This window comes from Niallia circulans (assembly GCF_007273535.1).
Taxonomy (GTDB): Bacteria; Bacillota; Bacilli; order Bacillales; family Cytobacillaceae; genus Niallia; species Niallia circulans_B.
In genome coordinates, this window is record NZ_RIBP01000004.1 from 2,313,311 (window position 1) to 2,340,240 (window position 26,930).

At 39.4% G+C, this 26,930-nt stretch carries 33 protein-coding genes, 1 tRNA gene, 1 other RNA gene, 1 pseudogene and 1 riboswitch; of the genes and pseudogenes, 23 read left to right on the top strand and 13 right to left on the bottom strand.

Annotated elements, in window-relative coordinates:
* The first annotated feature begins 24 nt into the window (after positions 1–24).
* Together CEQ21_RS19290 and CEQ21_RS19295 are read left to right on the top strand one after the other, a co-directional pair.
* Positions 25–342 (top strand): MTH1187 family thiamine-binding protein, encoded by a 318-nt coding sequence (locus CEQ21_RS19290; protein ID WP_185765908.1) that lies wholly within the window; start codon positions 25–27, stop codon positions 340–342.
* 22 nt (positions 343–364) lie between these two features.
* Positions 365–1,000, top strand: a complete 636-nt coding sequence (locus tag CEQ21_RS19295) for an MBL fold metallo-hydrolase (RefSeq protein ID WP_185767335.1) — start codon at positions 365–367, stop codon at positions 998–1,000.
* A gap of 38 nt (positions 1,001–1,038) precedes the next feature.
* On the opposite strand, the gene CEQ21_RS19300 is transcribed toward CEQ21_RS19295, so the two are convergent.
* The 4 genes from CEQ21_RS19300 to CEQ21_RS27290 form a co-directional block, all read right to left on the bottom strand.
* Entirely contained in the window at positions 1,039–1,758 is a 720-nt protein-coding gene (locus CEQ21_RS19300) for a helix-turn-helix transcriptional regulator (protein ID WP_185765909.1), read from the bottom strand.
* 217 nt (positions 1,759–1,975) lie between these two features.
* Positions 1,976–2,047 (bottom strand) — tRNA-Gln (locus tag CEQ21_RS19305).
* Positions 2,048–2,107: 60 nt separating this feature from the next.
* Positions 2,108–2,203: a YjcZ family sporulation protein gene (locus tag CEQ21_RS19310; protein ID WP_185765910.1), complete on the bottom strand. Its 96-nt coding sequence runs from the start codon at positions 2,201–2,203 to the stop codon at positions 2,108–2,110.
* Between the two features lie 145 nt (positions 2,204–2,348).
* On the bottom strand, positions 2,349–2,480 hold the full coding sequence (locus tag CEQ21_RS27290) for a hypothetical protein (RefSeq protein ID WP_268878997.1): 132 nt from the start codon (positions 2,478–2,480) through the stop codon (positions 2,349–2,351).
* Between the two features lie 150 nt (positions 2,481–2,630).
* On the opposite strand from CEQ21_RS27290, the gene comGA reads away from it, so the two are divergent.
* Genes comGA through CEQ21_RS19350 form a run of 8 tightly spaced genes read left to right on the top strand, consistent with a single transcriptional unit; the run spans position 2,631 to position 6,826 of the window.
* A complete protein-coding gene (gene comGA / locus CEQ21_RS19315; RefSeq protein WP_185767336.1) occupies positions 2,631–3,692 on the top strand; it encodes a competence type IV pilus ATPase ComGA in 1,062 nt (353 codons plus the stop codon).
* Complete coding sequence (gene comGB / locus CEQ21_RS19320) at positions 3,667–4,719, top strand: competence type IV pilus assembly protein ComGB (RefSeq protein ID WP_185765911.1); 1,053 nt, start codon at positions 3,667–3,669, stop codon at positions 4,717–4,719. The genes comGA and comGB overlap by 26 nt, the downstream gene beginning before the upstream one ends.
* 11 nt (positions 4,720–4,730) lie before the next feature.
* Positions 4,731–5,033, top strand: a complete 303-nt coding sequence (comGC, locus tag CEQ21_RS19325) for a competence type IV pilus major pilin ComGC (protein WP_185765912.1) — start codon at positions 4,731–4,733, stop codon at positions 5,031–5,033.
* Positions 5,030–5,476 (top strand): competence type IV pilus minor pilin ComGD, encoded by a 447-nt coding sequence (gene comGD / locus CEQ21_RS19330; protein WP_185765913.1) that lies wholly within the window; start codon positions 5,030–5,032, stop codon positions 5,474–5,476. Before comGC ends, comGD begins: the two co-directional genes overlap by 4 nt.
* Entirely contained in the window at positions 5,460–5,777 is a 318-nt protein-coding gene (locus CEQ21_RS19335; protein ID WP_185765914.1) for a hypothetical protein, read from the top strand. Before comGD ends, CEQ21_RS19335 begins: the two co-directional genes overlap by 17 nt.
* Positions 5,731–6,213: a competence type IV pilus minor pilin ComGF gene (gene comGF / locus CEQ21_RS19340; protein ID WP_185765915.1), complete on the top strand. Its 483-nt coding sequence runs from the start codon at positions 5,731–5,733 to the stop codon at positions 6,211–6,213. Before CEQ21_RS19335 ends, comGF begins: the two co-directional genes overlap by 47 nt.
* Entirely contained in the window at positions 6,210–6,587 is a 378-nt protein-coding gene (gene comGG, locus CEQ21_RS19345; protein WP_185765916.1) for a competence type IV pilus minor pilin ComGG, read from the top strand. Before comGF ends, comGG begins: the two co-directional genes overlap by 4 nt.
* A gap of 59 nt (positions 6,588–6,646) precedes the next feature.
* Positions 6,647–6,826, top strand: a complete 180-nt coding sequence (locus CEQ21_RS19350; protein WP_185765917.1) for a YqzE family protein — start codon at positions 6,647–6,649, stop codon at positions 6,824–6,826.
* Between the two features lie 39 nt (positions 6,827–6,865).
* Here CEQ21_RS19350 and CEQ21_RS19355 read toward each other — a convergent pair whose 3' ends face one another.
* Entirely contained in the window at positions 6,866–7,663 is a 798-nt protein-coding gene (locus CEQ21_RS19355) for a YqhG family protein (protein ID WP_185765918.1), read from the bottom strand.
* Positions 7,632–9,344 carry a DEAD/DEAH box helicase gene (locus tag CEQ21_RS19360; protein ID WP_185765919.1) on the bottom strand — a complete coding sequence of 571 codons (1,713 nt, stop codon included), beginning with the start codon at positions 9,342–9,344 and terminating at the stop codon, positions 7,632–7,634. Before CEQ21_RS19360 ends, CEQ21_RS19355 begins: the two co-directional genes overlap by 32 nt.
* Before the next feature lie 376 nt (positions 9,345–9,720).
* Positions 9,721–9,811: riboswitch (glycine riboswitch) on the top strand.
* A 280-nt stretch (positions 9,812–10,091) separates the two neighbouring features.
* Here CEQ21_RS19360 and gcvT point away from each other — a divergent pair.
* From gcvT to CEQ21_RS19380, 4 genes are all read left to right on the top strand, one after another.
* A complete protein-coding gene (gcvT, locus tag CEQ21_RS19365; RefSeq protein WP_185765920.1) occupies positions 10,092–11,192 on the top strand; it encodes a glycine cleavage system aminomethyltransferase GcvT in 1,101 nt (366 codons plus the stop codon).
* Positions 11,193–11,212: 20 nt separating this feature from the next.
* Complete coding sequence (gcvPA, locus tag CEQ21_RS19370; protein ID WP_185767338.1) at positions 11,213–12,559, top strand: aminomethyl-transferring glycine dehydrogenase subunit GcvPA; 1,347 nt, start codon at positions 11,213–11,215, stop codon at positions 12,557–12,559.
* On the top strand, positions 12,552–14,012 hold the full coding sequence (gene gcvPB / locus CEQ21_RS19375; RefSeq protein ID WP_419181601.1) for an aminomethyl-transferring glycine dehydrogenase subunit GcvPB: 1,461 nt from the start codon (positions 12,552–12,554) through the stop codon (positions 14,010–14,012). The genes gcvPA and gcvPB overlap by 8 nt, the downstream gene beginning before the upstream one ends.
* Before the next feature lie 103 nt (positions 14,013–14,115).
* Entirely contained in the window at positions 14,116–14,796 is a 681-nt protein-coding gene (locus CEQ21_RS19380) for a DUF2711 family protein (protein ID WP_185765921.1), read from the top strand.
* A gap of 95 nt (positions 14,797–14,891) precedes the next feature.
* Here CEQ21_RS19380 and CEQ21_RS19385 read toward each other — a convergent pair whose 3' ends face one another.
* Positions 14,892–15,275 (bottom strand): rhodanese-like domain-containing protein, encoded by a 384-nt coding sequence (locus CEQ21_RS19385; protein ID WP_185765922.1) that lies wholly within the window; start codon positions 15,273–15,275, stop codon positions 14,892–14,894.
* 190 nt (positions 15,276–15,465) lie between these two features.
* On the opposite strand from CEQ21_RS19385, the gene CEQ21_RS19390 reads away from it, so the two are divergent.
* Positions 15,466–16,302: a lipoate--protein ligase family protein gene (locus CEQ21_RS19390; protein WP_185767339.1), complete on the top strand. Its 837-nt coding sequence runs from the start codon at positions 15,466–15,468 to the stop codon at positions 16,300–16,302.
* A gap of 102 nt (positions 16,303–16,404) precedes the next feature.
* A complete protein-coding gene (gene splB, locus CEQ21_RS19395) occupies positions 16,405–17,430 on the top strand; it encodes a spore photoproduct lyase (RefSeq protein WP_185765923.1) in 1,026 nt (341 codons plus the stop codon).
* Between the two features lie 49 nt (positions 17,431–17,479).
* Here splB and CEQ21_RS19400 read toward each other — a convergent pair whose 3' ends face one another.
* Entirely contained in the window at positions 17,480–17,683 is a 204-nt protein-coding gene (locus CEQ21_RS19400) for a spore coat protein (RefSeq protein WP_225314673.1), read from the bottom strand.
* A gap of 200 nt (positions 17,684–17,883) precedes the next feature.
* Here CEQ21_RS19400 and CEQ21_RS19405 point away from each other — a divergent pair, with 200 nt between their 5' ends.
* On the top strand, positions 17,884–18,768 hold the full coding sequence (locus CEQ21_RS19405) for a patatin-like phospholipase family protein (RefSeq protein ID WP_185765924.1): 885 nt from the start codon (positions 17,884–17,886) through the stop codon (positions 18,766–18,768).
* A 125-nt stretch (positions 18,769–18,893) separates the two neighbouring features.
* On the opposite strand, the gene CEQ21_RS19410 is transcribed toward CEQ21_RS19405, so the two are convergent.
* Together CEQ21_RS19410 and CEQ21_RS19415 are read right to left on the bottom strand one after the other, a co-directional pair.
* The gene (locus CEQ21_RS19410) at positions 18,894–19,271 is read right to left on the bottom strand and encodes an SA1362 family protein (protein WP_185765925.1); all 378 of its coding nucleotides are present in this window, start codon (positions 19,269–19,271) and stop codon (positions 18,894–18,896) included.
* Positions 19,272–19,436: 165 nt separating this feature from the next.
* On the bottom strand, positions 19,437–20,375 hold the full coding sequence (locus tag CEQ21_RS19415; protein ID WP_185765926.1) for a DUF1385 domain-containing protein: 939 nt from the start codon (positions 20,373–20,375) through the stop codon (positions 19,437–19,439).
* Between the two features lie 216 nt (positions 20,376–20,591).
* Between CEQ21_RS19415 and CEQ21_RS19420 the strand changes: the two genes are divergently transcribed.
* From CEQ21_RS19420 to ssrS, 4 genes are all read left to right on the top strand, one after another.
* Entirely contained in the window at positions 20,592–21,134 is a 543-nt protein-coding gene (locus CEQ21_RS19420; protein ID WP_185765927.1) for a YqhR family membrane protein, read from the top strand.
* 135 nt (positions 21,135–21,269) lie between these two features.
* Positions 21,270–22,331 (top strand): M24 family metallopeptidase, encoded by a 1,062-nt coding sequence (locus CEQ21_RS19425; protein ID WP_185765928.1) that lies wholly within the window; start codon positions 21,270–21,272, stop codon positions 22,329–22,331.
* A gap of 20 nt (positions 22,332–22,351) precedes the next feature.
* Entirely contained in the window at positions 22,352–22,909 is a 558-nt protein-coding gene (gene efp, locus CEQ21_RS19430) for an elongation factor P (RefSeq protein ID WP_144452670.1), read from the top strand.
* Between the two features lie 59 nt (positions 22,910–22,968).
* Positions 22,969–23,159: non-coding RNA, 6S RNA (gene ssrS, locus CEQ21_RS19435), on the top strand.
* Between the two features lie 53 nt (positions 23,160–23,212).
* Here the strand turns inward: ssrS and CEQ21_RS27195 are convergent.
* From CEQ21_RS27195 to CEQ21_RS19445, 3 genes and pseudogenes are all read right to left on the bottom strand, one after another.
* Positions 23,213–23,347, bottom strand: coding sequence for a LysM peptidoglycan-binding domain-containing protein (locus CEQ21_RS27195; protein ID WP_235907404.1), 135 nt, complete (start codon positions 23,345–23,347; stop codon positions 23,213–23,215).
* Between the two features lie 30 nt (positions 23,348–23,377).
* Positions 23,378–23,803 (bottom strand): annotated as a pseudogene (locus CEQ21_RS19440) (M23 family metallopeptidase); the annotation flags it as partial.
* Positions 23,804–23,911: 108 nt separating this feature from the next.
* A complete protein-coding gene (locus tag CEQ21_RS19445; protein ID WP_185765930.1) occupies positions 23,912–25,279 on the bottom strand; it encodes an alkaline phosphatase in 1,368 nt (455 codons plus the stop codon).
* 196 nt (positions 25,280–25,475) lie between these two features.
* On the opposite strand from CEQ21_RS19445, the gene spoIIIAA reads away from it, so the two are divergent.
* Together spoIIIAA and spoIIIAB are read left to right on the top strand one after the other, a co-directional pair.
* Positions 25,476–26,399: a stage III sporulation protein AA gene (gene spoIIIAA, locus CEQ21_RS19450; protein WP_185765931.1), complete on the top strand. Its 924-nt coding sequence runs from the start codon at positions 25,476–25,478 to the stop codon at positions 26,397–26,399.
* Complete coding sequence (spoIIIAB, locus tag CEQ21_RS19455) at positions 26,400–26,915, top strand: stage III sporulation protein SpoIIIAB (RefSeq protein ID WP_185765932.1); 516 nt, start codon at positions 26,400–26,402, stop codon at positions 26,913–26,915.
* Positions 26,916–26,930: the final 15 nt, after the last annotated feature.

The following is a 26,930-nucleotide window of genomic DNA, read 5'->3' on the forward strand; positions in this document are numbered from 1 at the left end:
TAAGTACAAAAGGAGTTTTTTTTTATGGCAATTGTAGATGTAACAGTAATACCTATCGGAACAGAATCGCCAAGTGTCAGTGCGTATGTAGCAGATATACAGAAGGTGTTAAAAGCATACGAGGAAAAAGGGGCGATTAGGTTTCAGCTGACACCAATGAATACTATTATAGAAGGAGAATTGCCTGTCTTGTTTGAAGTAATCCAGGCCATGCACGAAGTACCATTCTCTAAAGGATTGGTTCGTGTTGCAACAAATATCCGCATTGATGACAGACGTGATGTAAAAAGAAAGATGGAAGAAAAAGTCGATAGAGTTTTAAGCCATCTGCAAGATAAATAAAAGGGATACGGTGACAAATATGATTCAATATAAACAGATGCCATTAGGACCAATCCAAACAAATTGCTATGTAATTTGGAATGAACAAAAGGAATGCTTGATTGTCGACCCAGGCGAAAATGGAGCGAAAATCGTAAAAACAATCGGAGAATTGGGTGTGCAGCCAATTGCCATTTTGCTTACACATGCTCATTTCGATCATATTGGTGCTGTTGAAACAGTTCGTAAAGAATTTGGAATACCTGTATTTATACATAGTAAAGAAGATAATTGGCTAACAGATCCGAAGTTCAATGGTAGCTCTGCCTTTAGGCTGCCAAAACCTGTTGTTTGTGAGCCTGCAGATTATTATTTGGATGAAAATCCTGCAATGACAATTGGCAGCTTTACTTTTGCGGTTTTGGAAACGCCTGGTCATTCACCAGGCAGTGTGACGTTTTATTTCGCAGAAGAAGGTGTAGCTTTTTCAGGTGATGCCTTGTTTTTTGAAAGCATTGGCAGAACAGATCTCGCAGGAGGGAATCAGCGTACATTGCTTAACAGTATTCATGACAAGCTGATGACATTGCCAGAAGAAACAGTTATTTTGTCAGGGCATGGTAAAAGCACAACAATTAGTCACGAAATGGATCACAATCCTTATATTAATGGATTTTAAAAAGACAAGCGGTAAGGGCAACCTCTCCGCTTGTCTTTTTATTTACTTATGTGAGCAGGTTCACATACATATGCTTTATACGCACATTGTTGACAGCCTGAAAGCATATTATGCCGTTCTGATAGGCGTACATCTGGGAACACAGCTTCAAACATGCCAATAAAAAACTGTTGATGCATCATGCAGACTTTATCTTTATTCTGCTTTGCTGCTTCCTTGAAGGGGCAGTTAAATACTTCGAAGTAGATGCTAGATTCTTCTTCATCCCATTCAAACTCAGGCTTCAATCCTGCAATGATGGCGGCATGCTTTAATAATTGAATTTTATCGTTGTTGGATAATTCTTCTATTCTGCTTGATATGCGGTGAAGCTCCTGCTCCATCATTTCCTTGCCGAAGGAGTATCCGGTTTCATAAAGTGCTTTGCTGCCCTCTGGACCAAGCTTCTCTAATGATTGCAGCAACATGGTGCTTAAAAGCTGATAGTTGCGAAAAGGAAAGCTTAATTGGATAACCTCTGAGGATAGGCGGTATAATTTGCTTGGCCGGCCACCTCTTCCAGTTTTTTTTGTTTCAGAATACAGCATGCGTACATCTTCGAGCTTGGATAGATGGAGTCTTGCTACATTAGGGTGAATAGAGAATTTGTCGGCTATTTCCTGAACAGTCACATCACGGTGGCAGTTAGTAATATACTGATAAATATAAAATCGAGTTGGATCTGATAATACATTTGTAATTTTTAATGTATGTTCCATAAGTATTTACCTCCTGGAATTTCAGTATTTTTGTTCATTATAATATAGTAAATCACCATATCCACCGTACTAACTATTTGTTTTTAAAAAGTTCACATCTTAGAAAATAATTTTTCACAAAATAGTCACTTTTACAGCATTTGTACAATTTTCATATTGTTAACCTTTTTGCCATGCGCAAAAAAAAGGTACAAAAAGCTACGCTTTTTGTACCAGACTGGGCTAGCTGGATTTGAACCAACGAGTGACGGAGTCAAAGTCCGTTGCCTTACCGCTTGGCTATAGCCCAAAATATTTACTTTGTATTTATATTATGGATATATTGTTATTTCTTTATACCCGTCATTTATTAATAAACATAAGAAGTACCGATGATGATCAAAAGAATGAACAACACAACAAGCAATGCAAAACCTCCGCCAAATCCAAAACCTGTTTCTCCCATTTCTGTGCACCTCCACTTTTTAAAACATAATGTATCGTATGCCCTTAGTGGATGTCCTGTTTTCTAAATAGGCTCTTTCTTGGCAAAATAGACGTATGCCTATATAAAAGAGCTGCTGATTCATTTCAGCAGCCTGTCGTATTATTTATCCTCTTTTTTGTATCTTTACATGCTTTGGTCGTTCAGGGTAGGAAGCTTCATTAGCTTTTGGTGCGGTAAGTGTATTTCTTTTATCCAAGACTTTTCCTGAAAACTCAACTGGATCGCGTCTATCCATTCGAAAACCACCTCCTCTTTATATCATGGTCAATGTGTGCAACCTAATGCATCGGAAAAAGGAAAAAAAGATTGGAAAAATTAAAAGGGAATATAGCAAGTATTGTCGAAATTTACATATAACCCAAAAGGAAAGGATGTGCTATGTTTATTGATTTCCATTGAAGCATTAGCAAACAGACTCATAAGAGAGGCTGTTGAAGCGAATGCCACTGATATTCATATCGTCCCCAAAAAGAAAGAATCCCACTTGCAATTTCGCATCTCTCACTCCTTGCACCACAGAATGACATTGCCTCAAGCTCAATGTGACAGACTTATCTCTCACTTTAAATTTACTGCATCCATGGATATAGGAGAAAGACGACGGCCACAAAGCGGTGCTATCAGCACCAATCTTAATGGTCAGGACATTAGCCTCAGGCTCTCCACATTACCTGCAACCCCGCATGAAAGTCTTGTTATACGCTTGCTGGCTGACAACAGCACCATTCCAATCGACAAAATTTCTTTATTTCCAAACACTTCAAAAAAGCTGCTTTCACTGCTGAAATATGCACATGGTCTTGTGCTATTTACAGGACCGACTGGTTCAGGCAAAACCTCCACTTTATACTCCCTTCTTAAAGGCAATTCCCATCTTTACAAACGAAAGGTCATAAGCCTCGAGGACCCCATAGAAAAACCACAGGATAACGTTCTGCAAGTACAAGTAAATGAAAAAGCTGGAATTACGTATGCTTCTGGCCTGAGGGCGATTTTACGCCATGATCCAGACATAATTATGGTCGGAGAAATAAGGGATGCAGATACTGCACGGATAGCTGTAAGGGCGGCGCTGACAGGGCATCTCGTGCTTGCGACAATGCATACAAGGGATGCAAAGGGAGCTATTTACAGATTGCTGGAATTTGGTGTCAGTAAAGTAGATATCCAGCAAACGCTTATAGCTGTAACAGCACAAAGATTAGTGGAGCTTGTTTGTCCATATTGCAGCACCGATTGTCCGCCTTTTTGCTTCAGCGACCAACATCGCAGCAAAAGGGCAAGTGTATTTGAAATCATGACAGGAAATGTTATACAAACGCTGCTTGCTGAAACATACGTTCAAAATTTGCAGCCCAAACCTGCACTAAAGGAGGCAATCGGCAAGGGGATTGCACTTGGCTATGTAAAGGAGGCTGAGTATGCCCGTTGGATTTATGAAGATTAAGAAGGACAAGTGGAGTTTACGCGAACAATCGCTGTTTTTAAAATGTATTGGCGAGCTGCTGACACAAGGATATTCCCTATCGGAAGGTGTCCGCTCAAGTGTTCATTATCTGCCTGCTAATAAACAGGAGGATATAATGTCTGTTCTTGGATCATTGAAAGGCGGAAACTCCTTTTGTGATAATCTGGCAAGACTAAAATTCAATCAGCAGACAATCAGTTATGTTTACTTCGCTGAAAAACACGGCGGATTTGCGAAGGCTTTTCTTGATGCCAGCACCATTATGCAAAACCGGCTGCGAACGCTGCAACAACTTAAGAAAATTCTTTATTACCCCCTATTTCTAGTCCTTTTCACCATCATTTTGTTCTATTTTGTCCATCAAGTTTTGCTTCCTCAGTTTTCCTCCTTATTTTTATCAATGAGTGTAGAAACAAATCTATTTATGTCCTTCATAATAGGTGCAGGCAAAGCAATGCCTTTTGTTTTGCTGTTAATTGCTGCCTTTCTCCTGTCATTAAGCTTCTATTACCTTCGATTTTTCCGCAAAAAAAATGCTTTGGAAAGGCTGCGGCTTTTGGCGGCTATTCCAATCATTGGCAAGTGTTTTTCCCTTTATTACACCTATATTTTTTCCTTGCAGCTAAGCCATTTGCTGCAAGGTGGATTTTCCATTTTTGAATCTCTTAAGTTCTTTCAGGAAGTCACAGATAATGCTCCCTTGGCACTTGCCGGTGAGAGGGTCATAGAGCATTTGAAAAAAGGAGAGAGGATGGAGCAGGCGTTTTTATGCCTTACTTTTTTAGAAAAGGAATTTTGCAGGATTTTGCAGCATGGACAAGAAAACGGCAAGCTGGAGCAGGAATTGTATTTCCTCAGCCGATTTTGTATGGAAAGCTTGCAGGACATGGTAAATCTCCTCATGAAGAAAATACAGCCGGTTATTTATGCCATTATCGGAATCTTGGTTATATCTATTTATTTGGCCGTTTTGCTCCCAATGTTTCAACTATTGAATGGCTTATGAAAGGAGAAAAAATGAGAAATGAAAGAGGCTTTACTTTAATAGAAATGATGATTGTTTTATTAATAATTTCGATTTTATTAATTATTACATTACCAAATATTACGAAGCATAATTCAAAGATAAATTCGACAGGCTGTGAGGCATTTATCAAGATGGTAGAAGCAGAGGTACAAGCCTATTATATGGACAACAGCAGCTATCCCGACTCTACGGAGGATTTAGTTGCAGACGGCTACTTAAAAGAAGGTCAGACGACATGCCCAAACGGGAAGGAGCTATCGATTAATAATGGCTCGGTGGATGTGCGGCAATGAAACGTAAATTAACACAGTCTGGTTTCACCTTGCTTGAGATGCTAACAGCTTTATCCATTCTCCTTGTTATCCTTGCAGTCATTCCGATGCTGTTAAAACCGCAATACGAGTTGCTGCAGGAAAGAACCTTTTTTACTCAATTGCAGACAGACTTGTTATATGCTCAAAATTATGCTTTATCCCATCAAAAAAGTATCTATGCTCAATTTAATCCGACGGAAAAACGATATTATTTTCGTGCTGATTTAAAAACAGGCATGATTGTGGACAGACATTATCATAAGAGCATAACAATAAATGAAGATTCGGTTCCAATTAATTTTACAATAACGCCAAGCGGGAATGTATCTAAGTTCGCTTCATACCGAATAAGCATTGGAGAAAATAAATACATCTTCACAATCCAAATTGGAAGAGGGAGGTCGTATGTTAAAGAACAGTAAGGGAATTATTTTGCCTGAGTTTTTTCTTGCCTTTAGCATATGGCTGGTTATTGCCCTCTTTTTTATTCCGGCTTATATCCAGCTGCACATGCAAATGAAGGCAAACGAACATGATTTGCTGGCACATCAGCTTTTATATGAAAGCTTATTGAAATGGAAGGCAGAGGATGGATTTATGGAGAGCCATAATATAAAGGAAGGGAATATCATGTTCAGATTCAGGTGGGAGGAAGGGAAGGAGGCTTGTGTAGAGTATGAGGGGGTATCGGAAAAAACAGCCAAGATTTGTGAAAGCATATAAGGGAGAGACAGGCTTTATTTTGGCAGAAATGCTTGTTGCCTTGTCGTTATTTTTAACAATATGCGCCTTTTGTCCTCTAACAATTAAGCTTATTACAGAAGGCAGTACGGTTTCCTACAGTCTCCGCAGTCTTGAATGGGACGTTTTTATTCATCAACTCAAAAAAGAGGTTCGTTTGGCTACATCTGTGCGCGTATCAGAACAAAAGCTGAATTTAACGGTAGAAGGAGAAAATGTTCAGTATGAGAAATATGAAAATAAAATAAGAAGAAGAGTGAACGGAGCGGGACATGAGGTATGTCTTCAGGAGGTAGAGCAGGTAGAGTTTGCACAAATAGAGAGTGGTGTGAGAATACTAGTGACAGATACGTCATTGTATAAAAGAAATGCAGCAGCCCGCTCCTTTATAAGCCTGAATGAGGCTGAACTGAAATGACGAAGTGTCAAAATGGCTTTATCTATCCCATAACCTTAGCTATTTTTCTGCTTGTCCTCAGCTTTTTTTTGGTGATAACCAGTCTGTTTTTAACGGAAAAAAGAATACATCACAATTCGAAGGAGCTTCTTGTTCAGGAATATTATTTTATGAGTTCTGTAAAGGCTGTTGAGAAGGAGCTGCAGCTGGATGAATATGGGCAACAGGGTGCACTTCCATTCGAAAAAGGTTCTGTTGAGTATTCGATTGAACAAACGACAGATACTATATTAAAGGTAGAGTACCGCCTCCGCACAAAAACTGTTGAAACGGTAGGGTACAGTTATTTTGACAGGCACGAAAACAAAATGACAAAGTGGGTCGAGGCGAAGTAATGTATAAAAGAAGTGTTGACCGGATACACTAACATCTAAAAGGACGATGCAGGTGAATTATGAAAACAAATGATTATGTAAAATATTTAACGCAAACATTTGTGCAATACATGGACCAGCCCAAGGAAGAGCGAAAAAAAATAAAGCAAGAAAGAAGGATAAATAAAGAGCCCTTTATGCTGAGATGGTTCGGCATTCTTCCATATGTATTTGCCTACTTCTTTAAGAAGAAATACTGACAAGATAAAGGATGAATCCTAAACTGGATTCATCCTTTTTTACATTGCCTCAGAAGCGAGATAGAATAGCCCGCCATTGATGATGGAAACATTGACTTTCGGCTCATATTGCTCTTTTAAGGCAAGTCTTTCCATTTCAAGGCTTTCTATACGTTCCTCCTCTGCATCCTCATAAAAATGCTCCAGCAGAGTTAAGTCCTTCTGCCATCTTTCCCTTGCATCTGCAGCCCATTGATGATCTTCCTGCAACACTGCTTGTCTAATGGTGTTTTCGATTCGAATCATTCCACTTTTTGGCATGATCAGTGGCGAAAGTGTAAAGCAATAGTCAGGTATTTTGGCAGAAAGATTAAACTTTTGAACTGTTTCATGAAAATTATCAACAAGCTGACCGTTGATAAGCTGTAATCCAATGGACCGGAAAATATCTCGTTTCCGATCACATTGATAAGAAATCTTCACATTCATGGAAAGCCAAGGCTTTAGTGGTACATGTTTACTCATTTGTCCTGGAATATTTTCATATAAACGAATATAACCAGACAGCTTTTTGGCGCAGGCAAATAGTTGATGCAATCTTGGTGAACCAAAATGAATTAACTCGCCCTTTAAATCCTTTGGTGCACTATTAGGATCTGTAATCAATGTTAGCCTGGCAGGATTGGGAACTCCGCCGGTTTTTTCTAAATAATGCCAATAGAAGGGGCGATTCATTAGCTCTTTATCTAAATCAATGGTTAATTGCACAATCATATAGCCATGTTGGATTTCAACAAGCTCACAGTCATTAGCGAGAAAAAAACGTTTAAGAAATTGATGAATTTCCTGCTGCTTCATAACTATCACCATCCTTGAGATTTTGGGCAAATTCAATCATGCTAGTCAGGTTATCCATTTTGATTCTCATTTCACCTTCAGATTGGGAGTTAACAAAGATATCATTCATATAATCATCCATATTGCCGAATTCAAGCTTTGTGAGAATATCGTCTAAGTCTCCAATAACTTTTTCAAACAAGTGGATTTTTTCATAGAGCAATTTAAGAATATGGTCTTCTACCGTGTCTTTAATGGCGAAATTATAAATCATCACATCCTTTTTTTGTCCAAGTCTGTGAATCCGGCCGATTCGCTGTTCAAGCCGCATTGGATTCCACGGAAGATCAAAGTTAATTATATGGTTGCAAAATTGCAGGTTTATTCCTTCACCGCCAGCCTCTGTAGCAATCAGCACTTGAGCATGGTTTTGGAATAAATCGCGCATCCAGTCCTTTTTGCCACGTTTGAACCCGCCTCTGAACGGAACAGAAGTAATACCATGCTGTTTTAAATACCATTGGAGATATAATTGTGTCGCTCTGTACTCTGTAAAGATAATTACTTTATCATCAGCCCTTTTTATGATTTCAAGGGCTTTTTCAGCTTTGGAGTTTTTTGTAATAGCATTAATTTTGCTTGTTAACAAATTTATTCTATCTTGAAATTCCTGAGAAGGATTTTCGGTTTTTTTCATCATGTTTTGTAAAGTATAATAAACGGATTCTCTGCTGCTGCAAGCTTCCCTTTGTAAGGTAATCATAGAAAAAGGACTCCTTGCTCCAGCAACATTGTTGTCATCGGCCTCATATCCTTTAAGCGATTCTATCGTGTCATAAAGAGCTCTTTCCTCCTCTGTAAACTCGATTGTAACCGCCTCAACCACCCGTTTCGTCCACTCGATGCCAGTATCACTTCTTCTGTTTCGAATCATGACTTTATTAACAAGCTCTTTTAAATGCTCATCATCATTAACAGAGCGTGAATCCTTTTTATATTTTTCATAGAAGGCAGTCTCACTCCCTAAGTGGCCTGGCTTTAATAAGGAAACGAGGTTGAAGATTTCACTGACTCTGTTTTGAATAGGTGTTGCTGTTAGTAATAGACAGAATTTCTTTTTGAGATTTTGTACAAATTCATAGTTTTTTGTCTTATTATTTTTTAGTTTATGTGCCTCATCTATGATGACAAGATCGTAGTCGAGGTTATTAATAATTTCCCGGTGTGGAGCTCTTTTAGCTGTATCAATAGAGGATACGACAATATCGCATTGCTCCCAAACATAGCTTTTCCGTTGTGAGACTGCAGGGATAAAAAACTTACTATTCAGCTCTATTGCCCATTGTGTAACAAGGGAAGCTGGAACAAGAATCAATACTTTTTTCACTAAACCACGAATCATATATTCCTTTAAAATAAGCCCTGCTTCAATTGTTTTTCCAAGTCCTACTTCATCAGCCAAGATAGCCTTTCCGTTCATATCCTCAATAACTTTTTTCGCTACTTCAAGCTGATGTGGCAATGGCGTTAAATCAGACAGATGATTAGGTGCCTGCAAGCCTTCGAATTCAGGAATGATTGTATGCTGCTCTACTTCTAATGCTAATTGGTACAGCTCCCAATTTGCCCATGGTCCATCATCATTCATACGTTTTGGCAATTCTTCATTCCATATTTGGTCAAAGTTGATTTGGATTGTCATCTGCTTGCATCCTTTCTTGTTTGTTAAGGAAAAAGATAAAGTCAAGTGAGTTGGCTGAATTATTAAAAAATATTAAAAAATCATAAAAAAGTTATTGCCTTGATATGATTGCAAATGTTAGGATGAAGGTGTAAAAAGTTTTCTGTTTTGTCGTAATTTTTCATTTTTTGCAGGCAAAACATGAACGAAATTTGTAAGAATATATATAATTAATCGTCTTTATTTGACATACAGCCTATAAAGATTTTTTCATAGTTACATATTAGTATGGCCATAATGCAGCAATCTATCCATTTTTCATGAAGAAATGCTTCGAAAAGCCAACGGAAACTGGCGCAATTACCGTATAATTTATAAATACATATAAATATAGCGGATGATAAATAGGGGAGAGACTACGTATGTAGCGCCGAAGGAGCAAGCAAAAATTTTGTGAATCTCTCAGGCAAAAGAACTCTATTTTGACGCAGCTCTGGAGAGTGCTGGGATTTCGATCATAAACTGAAATCAGCTGAAGTAATTTTACGCATACTTCTGCCAGCCACCAAAGGGGACACCCGATTTATTCGGCAAACTTTCAGGTGCAAGGACAGAGACCTTTCTTTATCCAAGGATAAAGGGGAGGTTCTGTCCTTTTTTGCGTACTCTTTTTTTAAGTACGTATCCCTTCCTTGGATAATAAATTAGCGTAGTCATAAATGGTCCATATGCTTTTAACAATATTCATTTGGAAATGGGGATGAAAGAATGAATGAATTAAAACAAACCCCTTTGTATGATTTATACAAGGAGTATGGTGGCAAAACAATAGATTTCGGGGGATGGGCTCTGCCTGTTCAGTTTTCGAGCATAAAGGAAGAGCATGAAGCAGTTCGTACGAAAGCTGGATTATTCGATGTTTCCCATATGGGCGAAATCGAGGTCAAAGGCAAACATAGTTTGGACTTCCTCCAAAAGATGCTGACAAACGACGTTTCTAAAGTACAGGTTGGTAAAGCACAATATTCAGCCATGTGCTATGAAAACGGCGGAACGGTTGATGACCTTCTTACATATAAGCTTGGTGACGATCATTATTTATTGGTTGTAAATGCATCCAATATTGAAAAGGACTTTGCATGGCTTGCAAGCCATGTAGAAGGGGAAGTGGAGCTTGCGAATCTTTCTGGTGACTATGCTCAATTGGCATTGCAAGGGCCGCTCGCTGAAGAGACGCTAACAAAACTAACTGCTGAAAATACAGCGGAAATTGGGTATTTCCAATTTCGACATACAGTAATAGCAGGTAAGGATATCCTGTTATCAAGAACAGGATATACAGGCGAGGATGGCTTTGAGATTTATTGCAGCAGTGATGATGCTGTACATTTATGGAAGGAAATATTACAAGCAGGCAAGGATTCCGGTGTGCTTCCATGCGGTCTTGGCTCAAGAGATACTTTAAGATTTGAAGCAACTCTAGCATTATATGGTCAAGAGCTTACAAAGGATATTTCCCCATTGGAGGCTGGCATTGGGTTTGCTGTTAAATTGACCAAAGAAGCAGACTTTATCGGGAAGTCGGCACTATTAAGCCAAAAGGAAGCTGGTTTGCAAAGGAAGCTCGTTGGAATTGAAATGATCGACAGAGGAATTCCACGCCATGGCTATAAGGTTTATAGCACTGGCCAAGTGATAGGGGAAGTGACAACAGGCACGCAGTCACCAACATTAAACAAAGCAATCGGGTTAGCATTGATTACGAGTTCTTTTGCTGAAGCTGGCAAAGAAATAGAGGTAGAAATTAGAGGGAAGCTTGTAAAAGCGAAAGTAACAGCTACTCCATTTTATAAAAGGAATAAAGCTTGAACATGACAGGAGGAAAAATGATGAAACACCGCTATTTGCCAATGACCGAGGATGACAGAGAAGCCATGCTTAAAGCGATTGGGGCAGCTTCTGTAGAGGAGCTGTTTTCTGATATCCCAGAAAGTGTCCGTTTTAAAGGGGAATACAATATTAAGAACGCAAAAAGCGAATCTGCACTCTTGAAGGAATTAAGCAAGCTTGCTTCAAAAAATGCAGATAGTAAATCCCATGTTTCCTTTTTAGGTGCTGGAGTCTATGATCATTACGCACCAGTCATTGTCGATCATGTCATTTCAAGATCAGAGTTTTACACAGCTTACACTCCATATCAGCCAGAGATCTCTCAAGGAGAACTACAGGCAATTTTTGAATTTCAGACAATGATTTGTGAATTAACAGGCATGGATGTTGCCAATTCCTCCATGTATGATGGCGCAACATCTTTAGCTGAGGCAGGCAGCTTAAGTGCAGGTGTAACGAAAAGAAAAAAAATCCTGATTTCAAGCTGTGTTCACCCTGAGGCAAAGGAAGTTGTGAAAACATACGCAAAGGGTCAGTACATCGAAGTGATCGAGGTGCCGCATAAGGATGGGGTTACTGATACAGAAGCGTTGAAGCAGTATATGGGTGATGACGTGGCTGCTGTTATGGTGCAATATCCTAATTTCTTTGGCAGAATCGAACCGCTTAAGGAGCTAGAGGAAATTATTCATGGCAATAAAGCGATGTTCGTTGTTTCAAGCAATCCTCTTGCTCTAGGTGCCTTAACACCTCCAGGCGTGTTTAAAGCAGATATTGTTGTTGGTGATGCACAGCCTTTTGGTATACCAGCCGCATTTGGCGGACCGCATTGCGGCTATTTTGCTGTTACCTCTAAGTTAATGAGAAAGGTACCAGGCAGACTAGTTGGGCAGACGGTTGATGAAAACGGGGCAGTTGGATTTGTTTTGACCCTTCAGGCACGGGAGCAGCATATCAGACGTGATAAAGCGACTTCTAATATTTGCTCCAACCAAGCATTAAATGCTTTAGCTGCCTCTGTAGCTATGACTGCATTAGGCAAAAATGGTGTGAAGGAAATGGCTTTGGCAAATATTCAAAAGGCATATTATGCTAAAGAGAAATTTAAAGCAGCTGGTTTTGACATTCGCTTTGAAGGTCCATCCTTTAACGAATTTATCGTAGACTGCAAGTCTTCGGTTTCTGCCATTAATAAGACATTGTTGAAAAAAGGGATTGTTGGTGGCTATGATCTCGGCAGGGATTATAAAGGATTTGATCAATTTATGCTCGTTGCAGTGACAGAGCTGCGCACAAAAGAAGAGATAGACGAACTTGTCAAAGAATTGGAGGATTATCATGCATAAACATCAACCGCTCATTTTTGAAAACAGCACACCTGGACGAATCGGCTACAGTCTGCCTGAAATGGATATTCCAGAGCTTGATGTTAGTGAGCTTATTCCTGCTGATTATATCCGCTCAGAACCTGCTAAGCTACCGGAAGTATCAGAATTGGACATTATGCGTCATTACACAGCATTGTCCAAACGAAATCATGGTTTAGATTCAGGTTTCTATCCACTCGGTTCATGTACGATGAAATATAATCCAAAAATAAATGAAAATGTGGCAAGATTCAGCGGATTTGCCCATATTCATCCGTTGCAGGATGAAAGCTCTGTTCAGGGAGCTTTGGAGTTGATGTATGATCTTCAGCAGCATTTAATCGAAATTACAGGAATGGATGAAGTAACGCTGCAGCCTGCAGCAGGAGCGCATGGAGAATGGACTGGATTGATGATGATCCGTGCCTTCCATGAAGCGAATGGGGATGTTAAACGGTCAAAAGTCATAGTGCCAGACTCTGCCCATGGTACAAATCCAGCTTCAGCGACGGTAGCGGGATTTGAAACAATTACAGTCAAATCAGATGAAAAAGGTCTTGTGGATTTAGAAGATTTGCGCAGAGTGGTCGGTGCGGATACGGCAGCACTAATGCTGACAAACCCGAACACACTTGGTCTTTTTGAAGAAAATATTTTGGAAATGGCGAAAATTGTTCATGATGCTGGCGGAAAATTATATTATGATGGTGCAAACTTAAATGCCGTTCTTTCCAAAGCAAGACCTGGCGATATGGGCTTTGATGTTGTCCATTTAAACCTTCATAAAACATTTACTGGCCCGCATGGAGGGGGTGGACCTGGTTCAGGTCCAGTCGGAGTTAAAGCAGATTTAATTCCGTATCTTCCAAAGCCGATTATAACAAAGTCTGGAGAGGAATATGTATTCGATAATGACCGCCCATTATCGATTGGCAGGGTGAAGCCGTATTACGGAAACTTTGGAATTAATGTTCGTGCATATACGTACATTAGGTCAATGGGTCCAGATGGTTTGAAGGCAGTGACGGAAAATGCTGTTCTTAACGCCAATTATATGATGAGAAGTTTAGCTGAATATTATGATTTGCCTTTTGACAGACATTGTAAGCATGAATTTGTATTAAGCGGCAGACGTCAAAAGAAATTAGGTGTGCGCACATTGGATATAGCGAAAAGGCTGCTAGACTTCGGCTACCACCCGCCGACAATCTACTTCCCGCTTAATGTAGAAGAGTGTATCATGATAGAGCCGACAGAAACAGAGTCGAAGGAAACGCTTGACCAATTTATTGATGCAATGATACAAATAGCGAAAGAAGCAGAGGAAACGCCAGAAATCGTGCAAGAGGCTCCACATACTACAGTAATCGGCCGTCTTGACGAAACGCTCGCTGCAAGAAAACCAGTTCTTCGCTATATGAAAGCGGACTAAACAGATGAACCCATTGCCTTAGCATTGGGTTTTTTTAATAATGGCTCCATTATATTTTAATAAGTAATGTTATATTCAAGCTAATGAAAAGAGAGGTTATACTTTGTTAGATTATATTTGGATTGATGACAAGACACCTATACTAAAACAACTTCCGAGCAAATTCAAATCCGCAGCCATATTACTTCACCCTTTTATCCAAATGCCTTCAGGGTGGGAGGGAATGACGAAGCAAAACACTTGCCAACACGTCCATCCAAGTAATGAAGAGGTTTATACTATTGCGAAGCCTCTTTCTTGGGGGGAAATAATGTCTTATAGCGGGCTAGAGTCATACAAAGCTGTTGCCTTAGCCTTGTTAACTACTATCTGTGCGTTAAGAAAAGAATATAAAAGAGAGGACTTGTCTTTTAAGTTAAATTCCAACCTGAAATCAGACATTTTTTATCCAACAGATGATAGTACTTCTGTATTTTTATTAGCCAGTTTACAGAAAGTCCTAAGTTCAAAAGGTGCTAACAAGTTATATTATTTCGACCCAATTTTGGATAACAATGGGGAATTCAATTTAAATGAAACTACGTCTTTAGATATAAGTAATCTATTGTATAAAGAGATAATTGTGACTGATGAAAATAGGGATTTCGCTTTTATGAGTTTGTATGAATCCTTTGCAACCTTATTATTTGCGAAAGACAAAAATATAGAACATATTGTTCAATCAATGAATTGTGAAGCCATTGTATGTGACGAAACAACATTTATTAACTGGTATTCTAAATAAGGAACTTTTAACGTAGCTGTTTTCATTTCTATGAAAAACAACATGGTTTTAACAATAAAAAAGGACACTGTTTCAAGTGTCCTTTCGTTCATTCATTAATTTTTTGTTTTAACTTTTCCAGACCATTTTTTGAAACCGCCTTGAAGCTGTGACATTTGTCTGTAGCCTTTGCGGTGTAAAAATTGAGCTGCTCTTCCACTTCTCATACCATTTTGGCAATATAAGTAGACAGGCTTGTCTGAACGGATTTCCCCTTTTCGCATTTTCAATTGGGAAAGAGGAATGTTTCTAGCTCCGAGAACGTGACCTGCACTGAATTCATTTGGTTCCCTAACGTCAATCAGCTGGGCTTTTCTGTAGCCTTGACGGAACTCCTCTTCTGAAATCGTCTTAACTATCTTGCGTTGATAGAGATATACGATTATAGAATAGATAGCAAAAATTGCTACCGCGATTAATAGAGTATAAACTGCTTGCAATCTTCATTTCTCCTTTCGAATACACGATGCTCTACTTCTATTATATAAGTGAAACCTTATAGTAGTAAAGCAATAGTTTATCGGAATGCTGGCAAGTTTTTTTATATGCTTGTTCCTTTTCAAGCTTGTTCGTTTTTGATAGACTTATTCACGGATATATATACATATTTTAACGTAAAGAGGGTTCATGATGACAAAAGAAACATGGAGATTTATTGATACTGGTAACAGTTCCCCTTCTTTTAACATGGCATTGGATGAGGCGCTTTTAGATTGGCATTCGACAGGGGATTTTCCGCCAGTCATCCGTTTTTATGGCTGGAATCCGGCAACATTATCGATTGGATATTTCCAAAAAGTAGAAAAAGAAATTGACATGGACGCTGTGAAGGAATTGAACTTAGGCTTTGTGAGGAGACCAACAGGAGGAAGAGGAGTGCTGCATGAGCATGAATTGACATATAGTGTCATTGTCTCAGAGGAGCATCCTGATATGCCGAAAACAGTGACGGAAGCTTATCGAGTTATTTCAGAAGGCATTCTGCAAGGTTTTCATTTACTTGGACTTGACGCCTATTTCTCAGTGCCGAAAACGGAGGCGCAAAAAGCTTCACTCAAAAACCCGCGGTCTGCTGTATGCTTTGATGCACCAAGCTGGTATGAGCTAGTTGTTGAAGGCAGAAAAGTAGCTGGAAGCGCTCAAACAAGACAAAAAGGAGTTATATTGCAGCATGGTTCCATCCTGTTGGATTTAGATGAAGACAAGCTGTTTCGTCTTTTCAAATATTCAAATGACAGAATTAAGGAAAAAATGCAGGCTGCTTTCAAGGAAAAAGCAGTTGCAATCAATGCAATAACGGATAAGCAGATTACGATTGACATGGCGAAAAAAGCGTTTAAAGAGGGTTTTGAACGTGGTCTTAATATTGAGCTTCAGGAATATGAGCTAAGCCCGCAGCAGCTTGAATATGTAGAAAAGCTTGCAAAAGATAGATATGAAAGTGATGAATGGAATTTCAGAAGATAATAAAGCGGTTTGGATGGGGGAAATTCCCTGTCCTCTTTTTTATATTTTGGCAAACATTATATATTATAGCCAGAAAAATAAAAGAGAGGGCGATTTGCCGACATGAAGCCATTTGTACCACAACTAGTTTATATAGAGCCGAAAGCATTGGAATATCCGCTAGGACGGGAATTAAAAGAAAAGTTTGAGAAAATGGGTGTGGAAATAAGAGAAACGACCTCACACAATCAGGTCAGAGGAATCCCTGGTGATACAGAATTACAGCAATACAGAGTCGCAAAATCCACTCTTGTGGTCGGCATAAGAAAAACGTTGAAGTTTGAAACCTCTAAACCTTCTGCAGAATATGCAATTCCATTAGCAACTGGCTGTATGGGACATTGCCACTACTGTTATTTACAGACTACGCTTGGAAGCAAGCCGTATATAAGAACGTACGTCAATCTGGAAGAGATCTTCGACCAGGCACAAAAATATATGGATGAAAGAGGCGAACAAATAACAAGATTTGAAGCAGCCTGTACGTCCGATATTGTCGGTCTTGACCATTTGACTCATTCCTTAAAAAAGACAATCGAATATTTCGGAAAATCAGACAAAGGTCGTCTCCGGTTTGTAACAAAATACCATCATGTCGATCATTTGCTTGATGCAGAACATAATGGGCATACTCGATTCCGATTCAGTGTTAATTCCCGTTATGTAATAAAAAATTTCGAGCCAGGAACTTCCACCTTTGATGAACGGCTTGAAGCGGCAAGGAAGGTTGCTAATGCAGGCTATCCGCTCGGGTTTATTGTGGCACCAATCTACTTGCATGAAGATTGGAAGGAAGGATACTTCGAACTATTCCAAAGGCTGTCAGATAGCCTGCAAGGAGTTGATCTTTCCAATCTGACGTTTGAATTGATTCAGCACCGCTTTACAAAACCAGCTAAAAGAGTAATTGCCAAAAGGTACCCGAAGACAAAGCTTGAGATGAATGAGGAAAAACGAAAATATAAATGGGGCAGATACGGTATCGGAAAATACGTGTATCAAGACGACGAGGCAAAAGATTTGGAGAGTACAATCAGAGGATATGTAGCACAGTTCTTCCCAGAAGCAGAGGTTGCTTACTTCACATAAGGTATATATATTTGCGGGCGCATAAACTAAGTTTATGCGCCCCATTTCATTAATAATAATAGCCTCCGTACGGATAACCAAAGCCTCCATATGGAGGATAGCCATATCCACCGTATATTGCAGGACCAAGAAGTGCTCCTGTTGCAAGTCCGCCAAGTACACCAAGCCCAAATCCTGCTCCTCCGAATCCAGGTCTTCCATAACCAAAACCAGGTCTGCCAAATCCAATTGGTCTTCGCACATTATGATTCATGATGCTTACCTCCTGCATTTTCTCTTCTGTTCGTCATAATATATGTACAGCAGTCTACCTGCGATTGGATGAACGTCCCGACTGTAAAAAAATCAATGGTGTGTTGTGGATTTATTAAATAAATGGCTTGCCTGCTGTACTATTTTTCTGATTTGAGGATTAAAGTGTATCAATGCTGCAATAAAAGGGGAGAAGGCATTATGCACATAGATGGCGTGTTTTCAGGAGGAGGCATAAAAGGTCTTGCCTTAATAGGGGCATATGAAGTGTTGGAGGAAAAGGGGTTTAAATTTGAGAGAGTAGCAGGGACAAGTGCTGGTTCCATTGTGGCTGCATTTGTGGCGGCTAAGTATACTGGTAATGAAATAGCCGGGATGCTCGAGCAGCTTGACCTGTCCACTTTATTGGACGAAAGAAAGCTTCTCATCCCTTTTCCTTTTGCGAAGTGGCTGTTTTTGTATTGGCGACTTGGTTTATATAAAGGCATTGCCTTAGAGAAATGGCTGGAGGCAAAGCTGGCAGATAAGGGAATCAGGACATTTTCAGACTTACCGAAAGATTCCTTAAGAGTCATTGCCTCTGATATTACAAATGGAGTCATGTTAGTGCTTCCAGATGATCTGCCTAAATACGGGATAGACCCGGCCAGTTTCTCTGTCGCAAAAGCGATAAGAATGAGCTGCAGTTTGCCGTTCTTTTTTGAACCTGTAGCCCTTGGCACAAAGCAAAATAAAAGCATTATTGTGGATGGAGGAGTTCTCAGTAATTTTCCAATGTGGCTGTTTGACAAAGAAAATGTTAAGAAGATAAGGCCAGTAATTGGCATAAGGCTTAGCCATAAGCAGTCAGAACACCCGAAACATATGATCAAAAATGCCTTTCATTTGTTTGGAGCAATGTTTGAGACAATGAAGGATGCACATGATTCCAGATATATTTCCAGAAAGCACGAAAAAAATATTATCTTTATCCCTTCAGAAGGAGTCATGACGACAGAATTTACTTTAACGAAAGAAAAACAAGAAGAAATCATCCAGTTTGGAAGGGATTATGCGAAGAAATTCCTGCGAACATGGACGTACTAAAAAAAAAAACCGAGCCTGCTCATTGGAGAAGGTCGATTTTTTTTTACGGCACTTGGCTTATTTTGAAATTAGAAGCATTTATATTAGGCAAAAAGGATGCAGGGATTTGCCTTCTTTAAAACAGGTCAAAATGTTGCCCGGTTTTTCTTTTTGCTCTTTTTTCCTTCGATAACAGTCAAGTGTGCACTGCTTGCGCTTCTTTTTTTGCCCTTGAAGGTTGCTGTTTTTACTTGCGCACCTTGTTTAGGCAATATTTTTCCTTTTGTGTGCTGTTGTCTTTTCTTTGATCTTTTTGCCGCTTTAACAAAAGCTTTTTGCTCTTTTCTTTCAGGGCTAGCTTTGGAAAATCGTCTAACAATAAACCAGATGAGCAGTCCAATAACAACTAATGAAAGTATGTTTTGCATAAACCCAACAGGATTGGAAACGACAGATGATACTAATCCTATTAAAGCGAATAAGCAGACAATCCCAATAACAAGAAAAGGAATTCGATTCTTCAAGAAAAGCCACCTCCCTAAAAGCATGATGAGCATTTTTTACAACTTTTAAACTTCTATTAAAAAAAGTTTATTCACATCATTTAATTTTGTTGCTTTAATGAAGCGCTAAACAAAAGATTTTTTTAAAAGCCTTACATTAAGCTATATCCCCGAATTTTAAGGATGTTAATCTGCTGCAAGAATGGCTTTTTCCGATTCTTCTTCTCTGCGCTTTAATTCCTTAAAGGAATAGATGGCTACTTCCACCTGATCGTCAGTCGGCTCTTTTGTTGTTAAAAGCTGCAGCCAAAGACCTGGCAAGCCTAAATATTTCAATACAGGAATATTGCGCAGTTTATTAGTTAATTGAAGTACTTCAAACGAAATACCAAGGACAACAGGAATTAACGCAATCCTGCTTAATATCCGTTCTATAAAGGAGTCTGTTGGGAAAAGTAAATAAAGAAATAAACCAACAAACACTGTAAATAATATAAAGCTGCTTCCACAACGATAATGAAGTCTTGACTGTGCTTGCACATTTTCGACCGTAATTTCTTTGCCGTTTTCAAATGCATTTATGACTTTATGCTCTGCTCCATGGTATTGAAATACGCGTTTAATGAGAGGAGTCAGAGAGACAAAGTAAATATAACCAAGTAAAAGAAGAAGCTTGAAGAAGCTTTCAAGTAATATTTGAGCAACGTGTCCGCTGATAACAGGCTTGAAAAATTCCGCTAAAAAGGCTGGTACTAATGTGAAGATGAATTTACCAAACAGGAAGGAAAGGATTCCAATTGCTGCAACTCCTAAAATCATCGTCATTTTGGAGGGTTCTTTTTCTTCTAACTTTACGTCTTCACTTGGGTCGACATCATAGCGATCTGTTGAGAAGTTTAGATGCTTTGTCCCATTCCCGCTCGATTCAATAATAGCGACAATCCCTCTAATGAAGGGGATTTTTTTTAGTTTGGTCAGCTTCGGGTTATGTTTTCTCGGCAAATGAAAATAATCAATGGATTGATCCTTGCGCCTTATTGCAGTCACGTAATGATTTTTGCCGCCAAACATGACGCCCTCAACTACTGCCTGTCCTCCGAATACTGGTTTTTGCTCATTTGACATGAATATTTACACCAACCTCAGGTTAAATTAGGGTGGAAAAGCAAATGCTTAATTGTTTTCTCTGTTGGATGGATATGTTGTTCCATCACTATAAATTCCCCTATTTACATATTACTAAAAATTTAGAGAAACAACTAGCCTAACGAATTTTAAGTAATTTATAGGTCTTATTACAGAGAAGAAAGCTAAAATATTCATAGCAGGAGGCATATGGAAATGACAAAGGAAAACGAAGCGGAAAATCACAGTGGAATAGCAAAAGAGCCATCCATGCATTTCATTACACTTGTTATATGGACAGGGCTATTTGGGGGAATATTTTGGTCCTTCATGGGATTTCTCGCTTATTATTTTAATATGACGGAAATAAGACCGAATGTCATATTGGAGCCGTGGGCAATCGGAAGCTGGAAAACTGGTTGGCTTGGGACACTTATAAGTATTGGAGCAATCGGGTTCTTTTCTGTAATGGCTGCATTTGGGTATTATCTTTTACTTAGAAAATTCAAGTCCTTTTACATTGGCGTCGGTTTTGGAATAATGGTATTCGGTGTGGTTTTCATCATTTTAAATCCTATTTTTCCGAGCATCAAGCCATTTATGCAGCTTAGTTTAGACACGATAATCACTTCTATATGCCTTTATGTGCTGTGGGGAGTGTTTGTCGGCTATACGATTTCTTATGAAGAAAGTGAAATTAGAACGAAGAAACAAAAAGAAAACAAACGTGAGGCGAACATTTCGGGTAGTGAAGGATAATTAATATATGATAGAATGTTCTACATGAGCATTCTTTTTTTTAGCATTGCCAATGTTCAGAAGCTTTTACATAAATTCTATCATTTTAGTGGAATAAAATTTTAGTAAAAAATTAGTATCGGGGAGAGAACCATAATGGAGAAATTAACGAAATTACGGGAAGCTTTAGCAACTGCTGGTGTGGATGGTATTGTTATTGCCAGCAATTATAACCGCCGCTATATCAGTAACTTTACTGGTTCTGCTGGTGTTGTGTTAATCAGTGGAGAGGGAGCTAAATTCATTACAGACTTCCGCTATACAGAACAGGCTGCTAGTCAATGTGTTGGTTTTGACATTGTTAAGCACAGTGGTCCAATTCAAAAGGAAGTGGCAGAACAGGCGGAAAAATTAGGGATCAAAAAGCTTGGTTTTGAACAGGATTATTTGACTTTTACTGAATACAGACTGTATGAAGCTGTATTTAATGGCGAACTAGTTCCTGTTTCTGGTCTTGTGGAAAAGTTACGCTTGATTAAGACTAGGGAAGAGATTAAGATATTAAAGGAAGCAGCGGAGATCGCAGATGCCGCTTTTGCCCATATCCTTAAGTTTATTAAGGTTGGGAAGACAGAACTGGAAGTATCGAATGAATTAGAGTTTTTTATGAGAAAAGCAGGTGCGGTATCATCGTCCTTTGACACGATTGTCGCTTCTGGAACTAGATCTGCATTGCCACATGGTGTGGCGTCAGAAAAGCTAATCGAAGCAGGCGATTTTGTGACAATGGATTTCGGGGCATATTATAAAGGATATGTGTCTGATATGACGAGAACAGTTGCCGTTGGCAAACCAGACGAAAAGCTAAAGGAAATATATGATATTGTCCTCCAAGCTCAGTTAAAAGGAATGGAAGGTATTAAACCGGGACTTACTGGCATTCAAGCTGATGCATTGACACGTGATTACATAAGTGCGCATGGATATGGTGAGTATTTTGGCCACTCTACAGGTCATGGAATCGGTTTAGAGGTCCATGAAGGACCAGGGCTTTCTTCTAAATCAGAGACAGTTCTTGAGTCAGGCATGGTTGTAACGGTTGAACCAGGCATCTATATTCCAGGTCTGGGCGGGGTTCGCATTGAGGATGATACTATCATAACAGATGATCATAATGAAGCTTTAACCCATTCACCAAAAGAATTGATTATTTTATAGGATTAACAGGAGGATCATTTATGATTTCAGTAAACGATTTTAAAACAGGTTTAACAATTGAAGTGGATAACGGAATTTGGCGTGTATTGGATTTCCAACATGTTAAACCAGGAAAAGGCGCTGCATTCGTACGTTCTAAATTGAAAAACCTTCGTACAGGAGCAGTTCAAGAAAAAACGTTCAGAGCAGGCGAAAAGGTTGCAAAAGCACAAATTGATAACCGTAAAATGCAATACTTGTATGCAAGCGGTGATCAACATGTGTTCATGGACCAAGAATCTTATGACCAAATTGAGCTTTCTGCAGATGCAATCGAATACGAATTGAAGTTCTTGCAAGAGAATATGGAAGTATATATCATGATGTACCAAACAGAAACACTTGGTGTTGAGCTTCCGAATACAGTAGTGCTTGAAGTAACAGAAACAGAGCCTGGTATTAAAGGTGACACTGCTTCTGGTGGAACAAAGCCTGCCATTTTAGAAACTGGCCTTTCTGTGCAAGTTCCTTTCTTCATCAACCAAGGCGACAAATTGATCATCAATACAGCTGAAGCGAGCTATGTATCTCGCGCGTAATTTTAGTTTACGGTTTTTACCATTTGCGTTTCAAGAATGGATGCTGTATTATATAAATATAAACGCTGCGTTGTACGTTATCGTATGAAGTTTCAACCTTTATCGTTAATTAGGGAGTTCTATATTAAAGAAGGATCAGCATGCCTTATGACTAGCTCATTAGGACATATGAAGAAATCTTTTGCGAACACCCACCTGGTGGAGCAGGTTTTGAAACTCCATACACCTAAGCGGCAAAGGCGGCAAAAAAGAAGAGAACATTGTTCTCTTCTTTTTTTTGTGCAAATAAAAGTACTTATGCAGTCAGCCTTCAGGAATGACAAGCTTTTGACCTGCATAAATTTGGTTAACATTTTGAATATTATTCGCTTCAGCAATCGCAGAAACTGAGACACCGTATCGTTGGCTTATTGCTGATAGTGTGTCACCGGCTGCAATCGTATAAGATTTAGCAGGTGTGCTTGGAGCAGAGTTTTGCTGGTTTTGGCTTTCATCTAAATAAGGAAGCGGATTAACTGCATTTGATTTAGCGCTATTCCATCTTCCACGATGAAGTTCAAAATGCAGATGCTGTCCTGTCGATTGGCCAGTGTTGCCCATAACGCCAATAGTTTGTCCAGCTTTGACTCTTTCACCAACAGAAACCCTTCTTGAACCAGAACGCATGTGAGCATAAACAGTTTCCCAAACCTGTCCACCAAACTGATGGACAATCATGATGCACTCCCCGTAGCTTGAGGAAACATAGGAGCGAGAAACAGTCCCATCAGCTGCAGCTGCAATCGGGTTTGTGCCAGATTTCGCAAAGTCAACTCCAAAGTGCTTGTTAGCACCAGTAGTTCGGAAAGGGTTGCTGAGATTGGTAACGGATGTTGGTCGCCTAAACATGGAAATCACCTCCAAGATATGTTATGCACAAAAGAGGAGGGAAGCTTGGACACTTATTCTTTATAAAAAGAAAAAAAGGCACAGCTTAAAGTTGCTGTACCCTTTTGTATATGCTTAATTTCCAAAGTCATAGCCTTTCATATTAGCAATAATCTTTGAAATATCTGTATTATCAATGACTCCATGGAACTTTTCTGCACCTTTTCCATAAGCAAATAAAGCAATCATATTCCCTGTATGGCCTCCTGTTGTGTGGCTGAGCTGCTGTGTAGTGCTATCCAGTATGCCAGCATGATAATGGCTGGCAATAATTCTTCCTATTTCTCTGCCGACCTTTTGCTCTGGATAAATACTGCCATCTTTCTTTTTAATACTTTCCTTAAAATGCACCAATTCTTCGTTTGTTAGCTTCACATTTGCGTATTTTTGAAAAACCCTCATAATACTTTCTGTTGAATAATCTTTTGTGTTCGCATCCTTTGTTAATTTTTGCGCCATTAATTCTGGTGTTATTTGAATGTTCTTTAATGCCTTAATGTCCATCGGTTCTGTTACCGAAATCCCCATTGTTTCATGATCTGCTGCAACGATCACTAAAGTGTCCTGCCGTTTTTGTGCCCATTCCACACAGTATTTGACAGCTTCATCAAACTCAATCGTTTCTTTCCATATACTTGTTATATCAGTCGAGTGAGCAGCATGATCAATTCTTGCGCCTTCTATAACAGCGAAAAATCCCTTATTACCGTTTACAAGGGCTTCAATTGTTTTACCAGCCATCTCTGTCAATGTTGGCTCCGTGCTTTTTAACTCCTTTCGATCTTGTTTAAAGGAAAGGTGTTTGCTCGCAAAAAGACCAAGTAGTTTGTCTCCATTTGCTGAGGCAAGCTCGTTTTTTGATGTGACAAATGTGTAGCCTTGAGCTTTGTATTTTTTTATTAATTCCCTGTTTTTCCCGAAGTACATAGACCCGCCGCCCATAACGACGTCAATGTTGTTTTCTAATTGCTGCCTCGCAATTTCCTCCTGATCTGCCCATCTATCCTTAACGCTAGCTGTAAAGCTTGCCGGAGTGGCATCTGTCACACTGTTAGTCGAAACGATTCCAGTTTTGTTTCCATTTGCCTTAAAAACATCAAGGATGCTTGGAGAGTTTTTCCCATCCTTTGTCATTCCAATCATGCCATTGTTTGTTTTCTTTCCAATAGCGATGGCAGTTCCTCCTGCTGCTGAATCTGTCACATTATTATTTGCAGAGTACGTTTTGACAAGGGCGGTGTTGGGCAGTGTTTGCAAAAATAACCTGCCTTCTTTTCCATGCTCAAATAAACTCGCTATTTCCATTTGGCCAAGACCCATTCCATCCCCAATCAACAGAATGACATTTTTCGGACCGTTTGCTGCTAAAGCATAAGGCGAGCTTCCAAAAGCCATCCAAATAGTGAGAAGCAGACAGATGCAGCGGAATAATTTTGTTTTCATGCTAAAAGACTCCTTTTTAAGTAACTGTTTTTTATAGCTTTTGGAATCTGCCAGCTTTTTAGTCGTAATTATAAAACTGCTTAAGAAAGAGAACAGGCAGTCATATTATTGTTCTTCGTGCATACATTTTAATAAGTCGCATTGTAAGCCAGTGATTTTAGTGAGTTGGACAACCTTAAAAAAGGAGAAAAGCGCTGTGAACACATTCTATTCATTCTTGCCCAAAAAAATAGCTGATCAACTACTCACACTCTCTCCTGCTGAAAGAGAGCGAATAGAAGAAATCAGAATCCGGATTGGGAGGCCATTAGAAATATCTCTTCATGACGGTGTACGATTTATCGATATGGAAATGACGAAGGAGGATGCCTTTCAGTTTCTTAATAAACTCAGTCATTACTCTGTTTATACGATTGATGAAGAGCTGAAGAGGGGCTACATCACCGTCGAAGGCGGCCATCGCATTGGTCTTGCAGGTAAAGTTATCTTAGAGGAAAGTTCAGTCAAGGCGATTAGGGATATAGCTTCCTTTAATGTGCGCATAGCAAAGGAGAAAATTGGCTCTGCAGAACCATTCGCCCCGTTTCTCTATAATGGAGCAAAATGGCTGCATACGATGATTATTGGGCCGCCACAAACAGGGAAGACCACAATTTTACGAGATTTAGCAAGAATTGTCTCAACAGGACATGCGTTGCACAACATCCCAGCCCTTAAGGTCGGTATTGTCGACGAAAGGTCTGAAATAGCAGGCTGTTTGGATGGCATTCCTCAGATGACGTTTGGAACAAGGGTAGATGTTCTTGATTCCTGTCCAAAGGCAGAAGGAATGATGATGATGATTCGTTCCATGAGTCCCAATGTCCTTATTGTCGATGAAGTTGGCCGCAAGGAGGATGGAGAGGCTATTTTAGAAGCTGTTAACGCAGGTATTCAGCTGATGATGACTACACACGGCACTTCCTTTGAGGAAATTAAAAACAGACCAACACTTAAACCGATTATGGAATCGGGAATTTTTGAAAGATATGTAGAGTTGAGCAGGGCAAATGGTCCGGGCACTGTTAGTGCTATCAGAAATGGACATGGACAGATCTTAAGGGAAATGAAGGTGATGTAAATGATGAAGATAATTGGTGCAATCATCATTATAGCCACCACAAGCCTTGGAGGAATGGAAATAGCAAGATCATTTAGTGAAAGACCTAAGCAGCTTAGGCAATTGAAATCGGCTTTGCAGTCTTTAGAAGCAGAAATTATGTACGGTCATACACCACTGCATGAAGCGGCTAGACGTTTAGCTGAGCAGCTCCACCAGCCCTTGAGCACTTTTTTTGATAATTTTTCGCAAAAGCTCATGACAGAAGAGACAACGGTAAGGGATGCTTGGACAACCTGTCTTGATGACATTTGGAAAAGGACGGCAATGAAAAAGCCTGAATTGGAAATCATGAAGCAGTTTGGTGAAACGCTCGGCAGACATGACAGGGCTTCCCAGCAGAAACAAATTATGCTGACACTAACTCATATCGAAAGAGAAGAGCAAGAAGCAAGAGACCATCAATTGAGATATGAAAAAATGTTTAAGAGCTTAGGCGTGCTTTCAGGGCTATTGATTGTCATTTTATTGATGTAGGTTTAGGAGGAGACA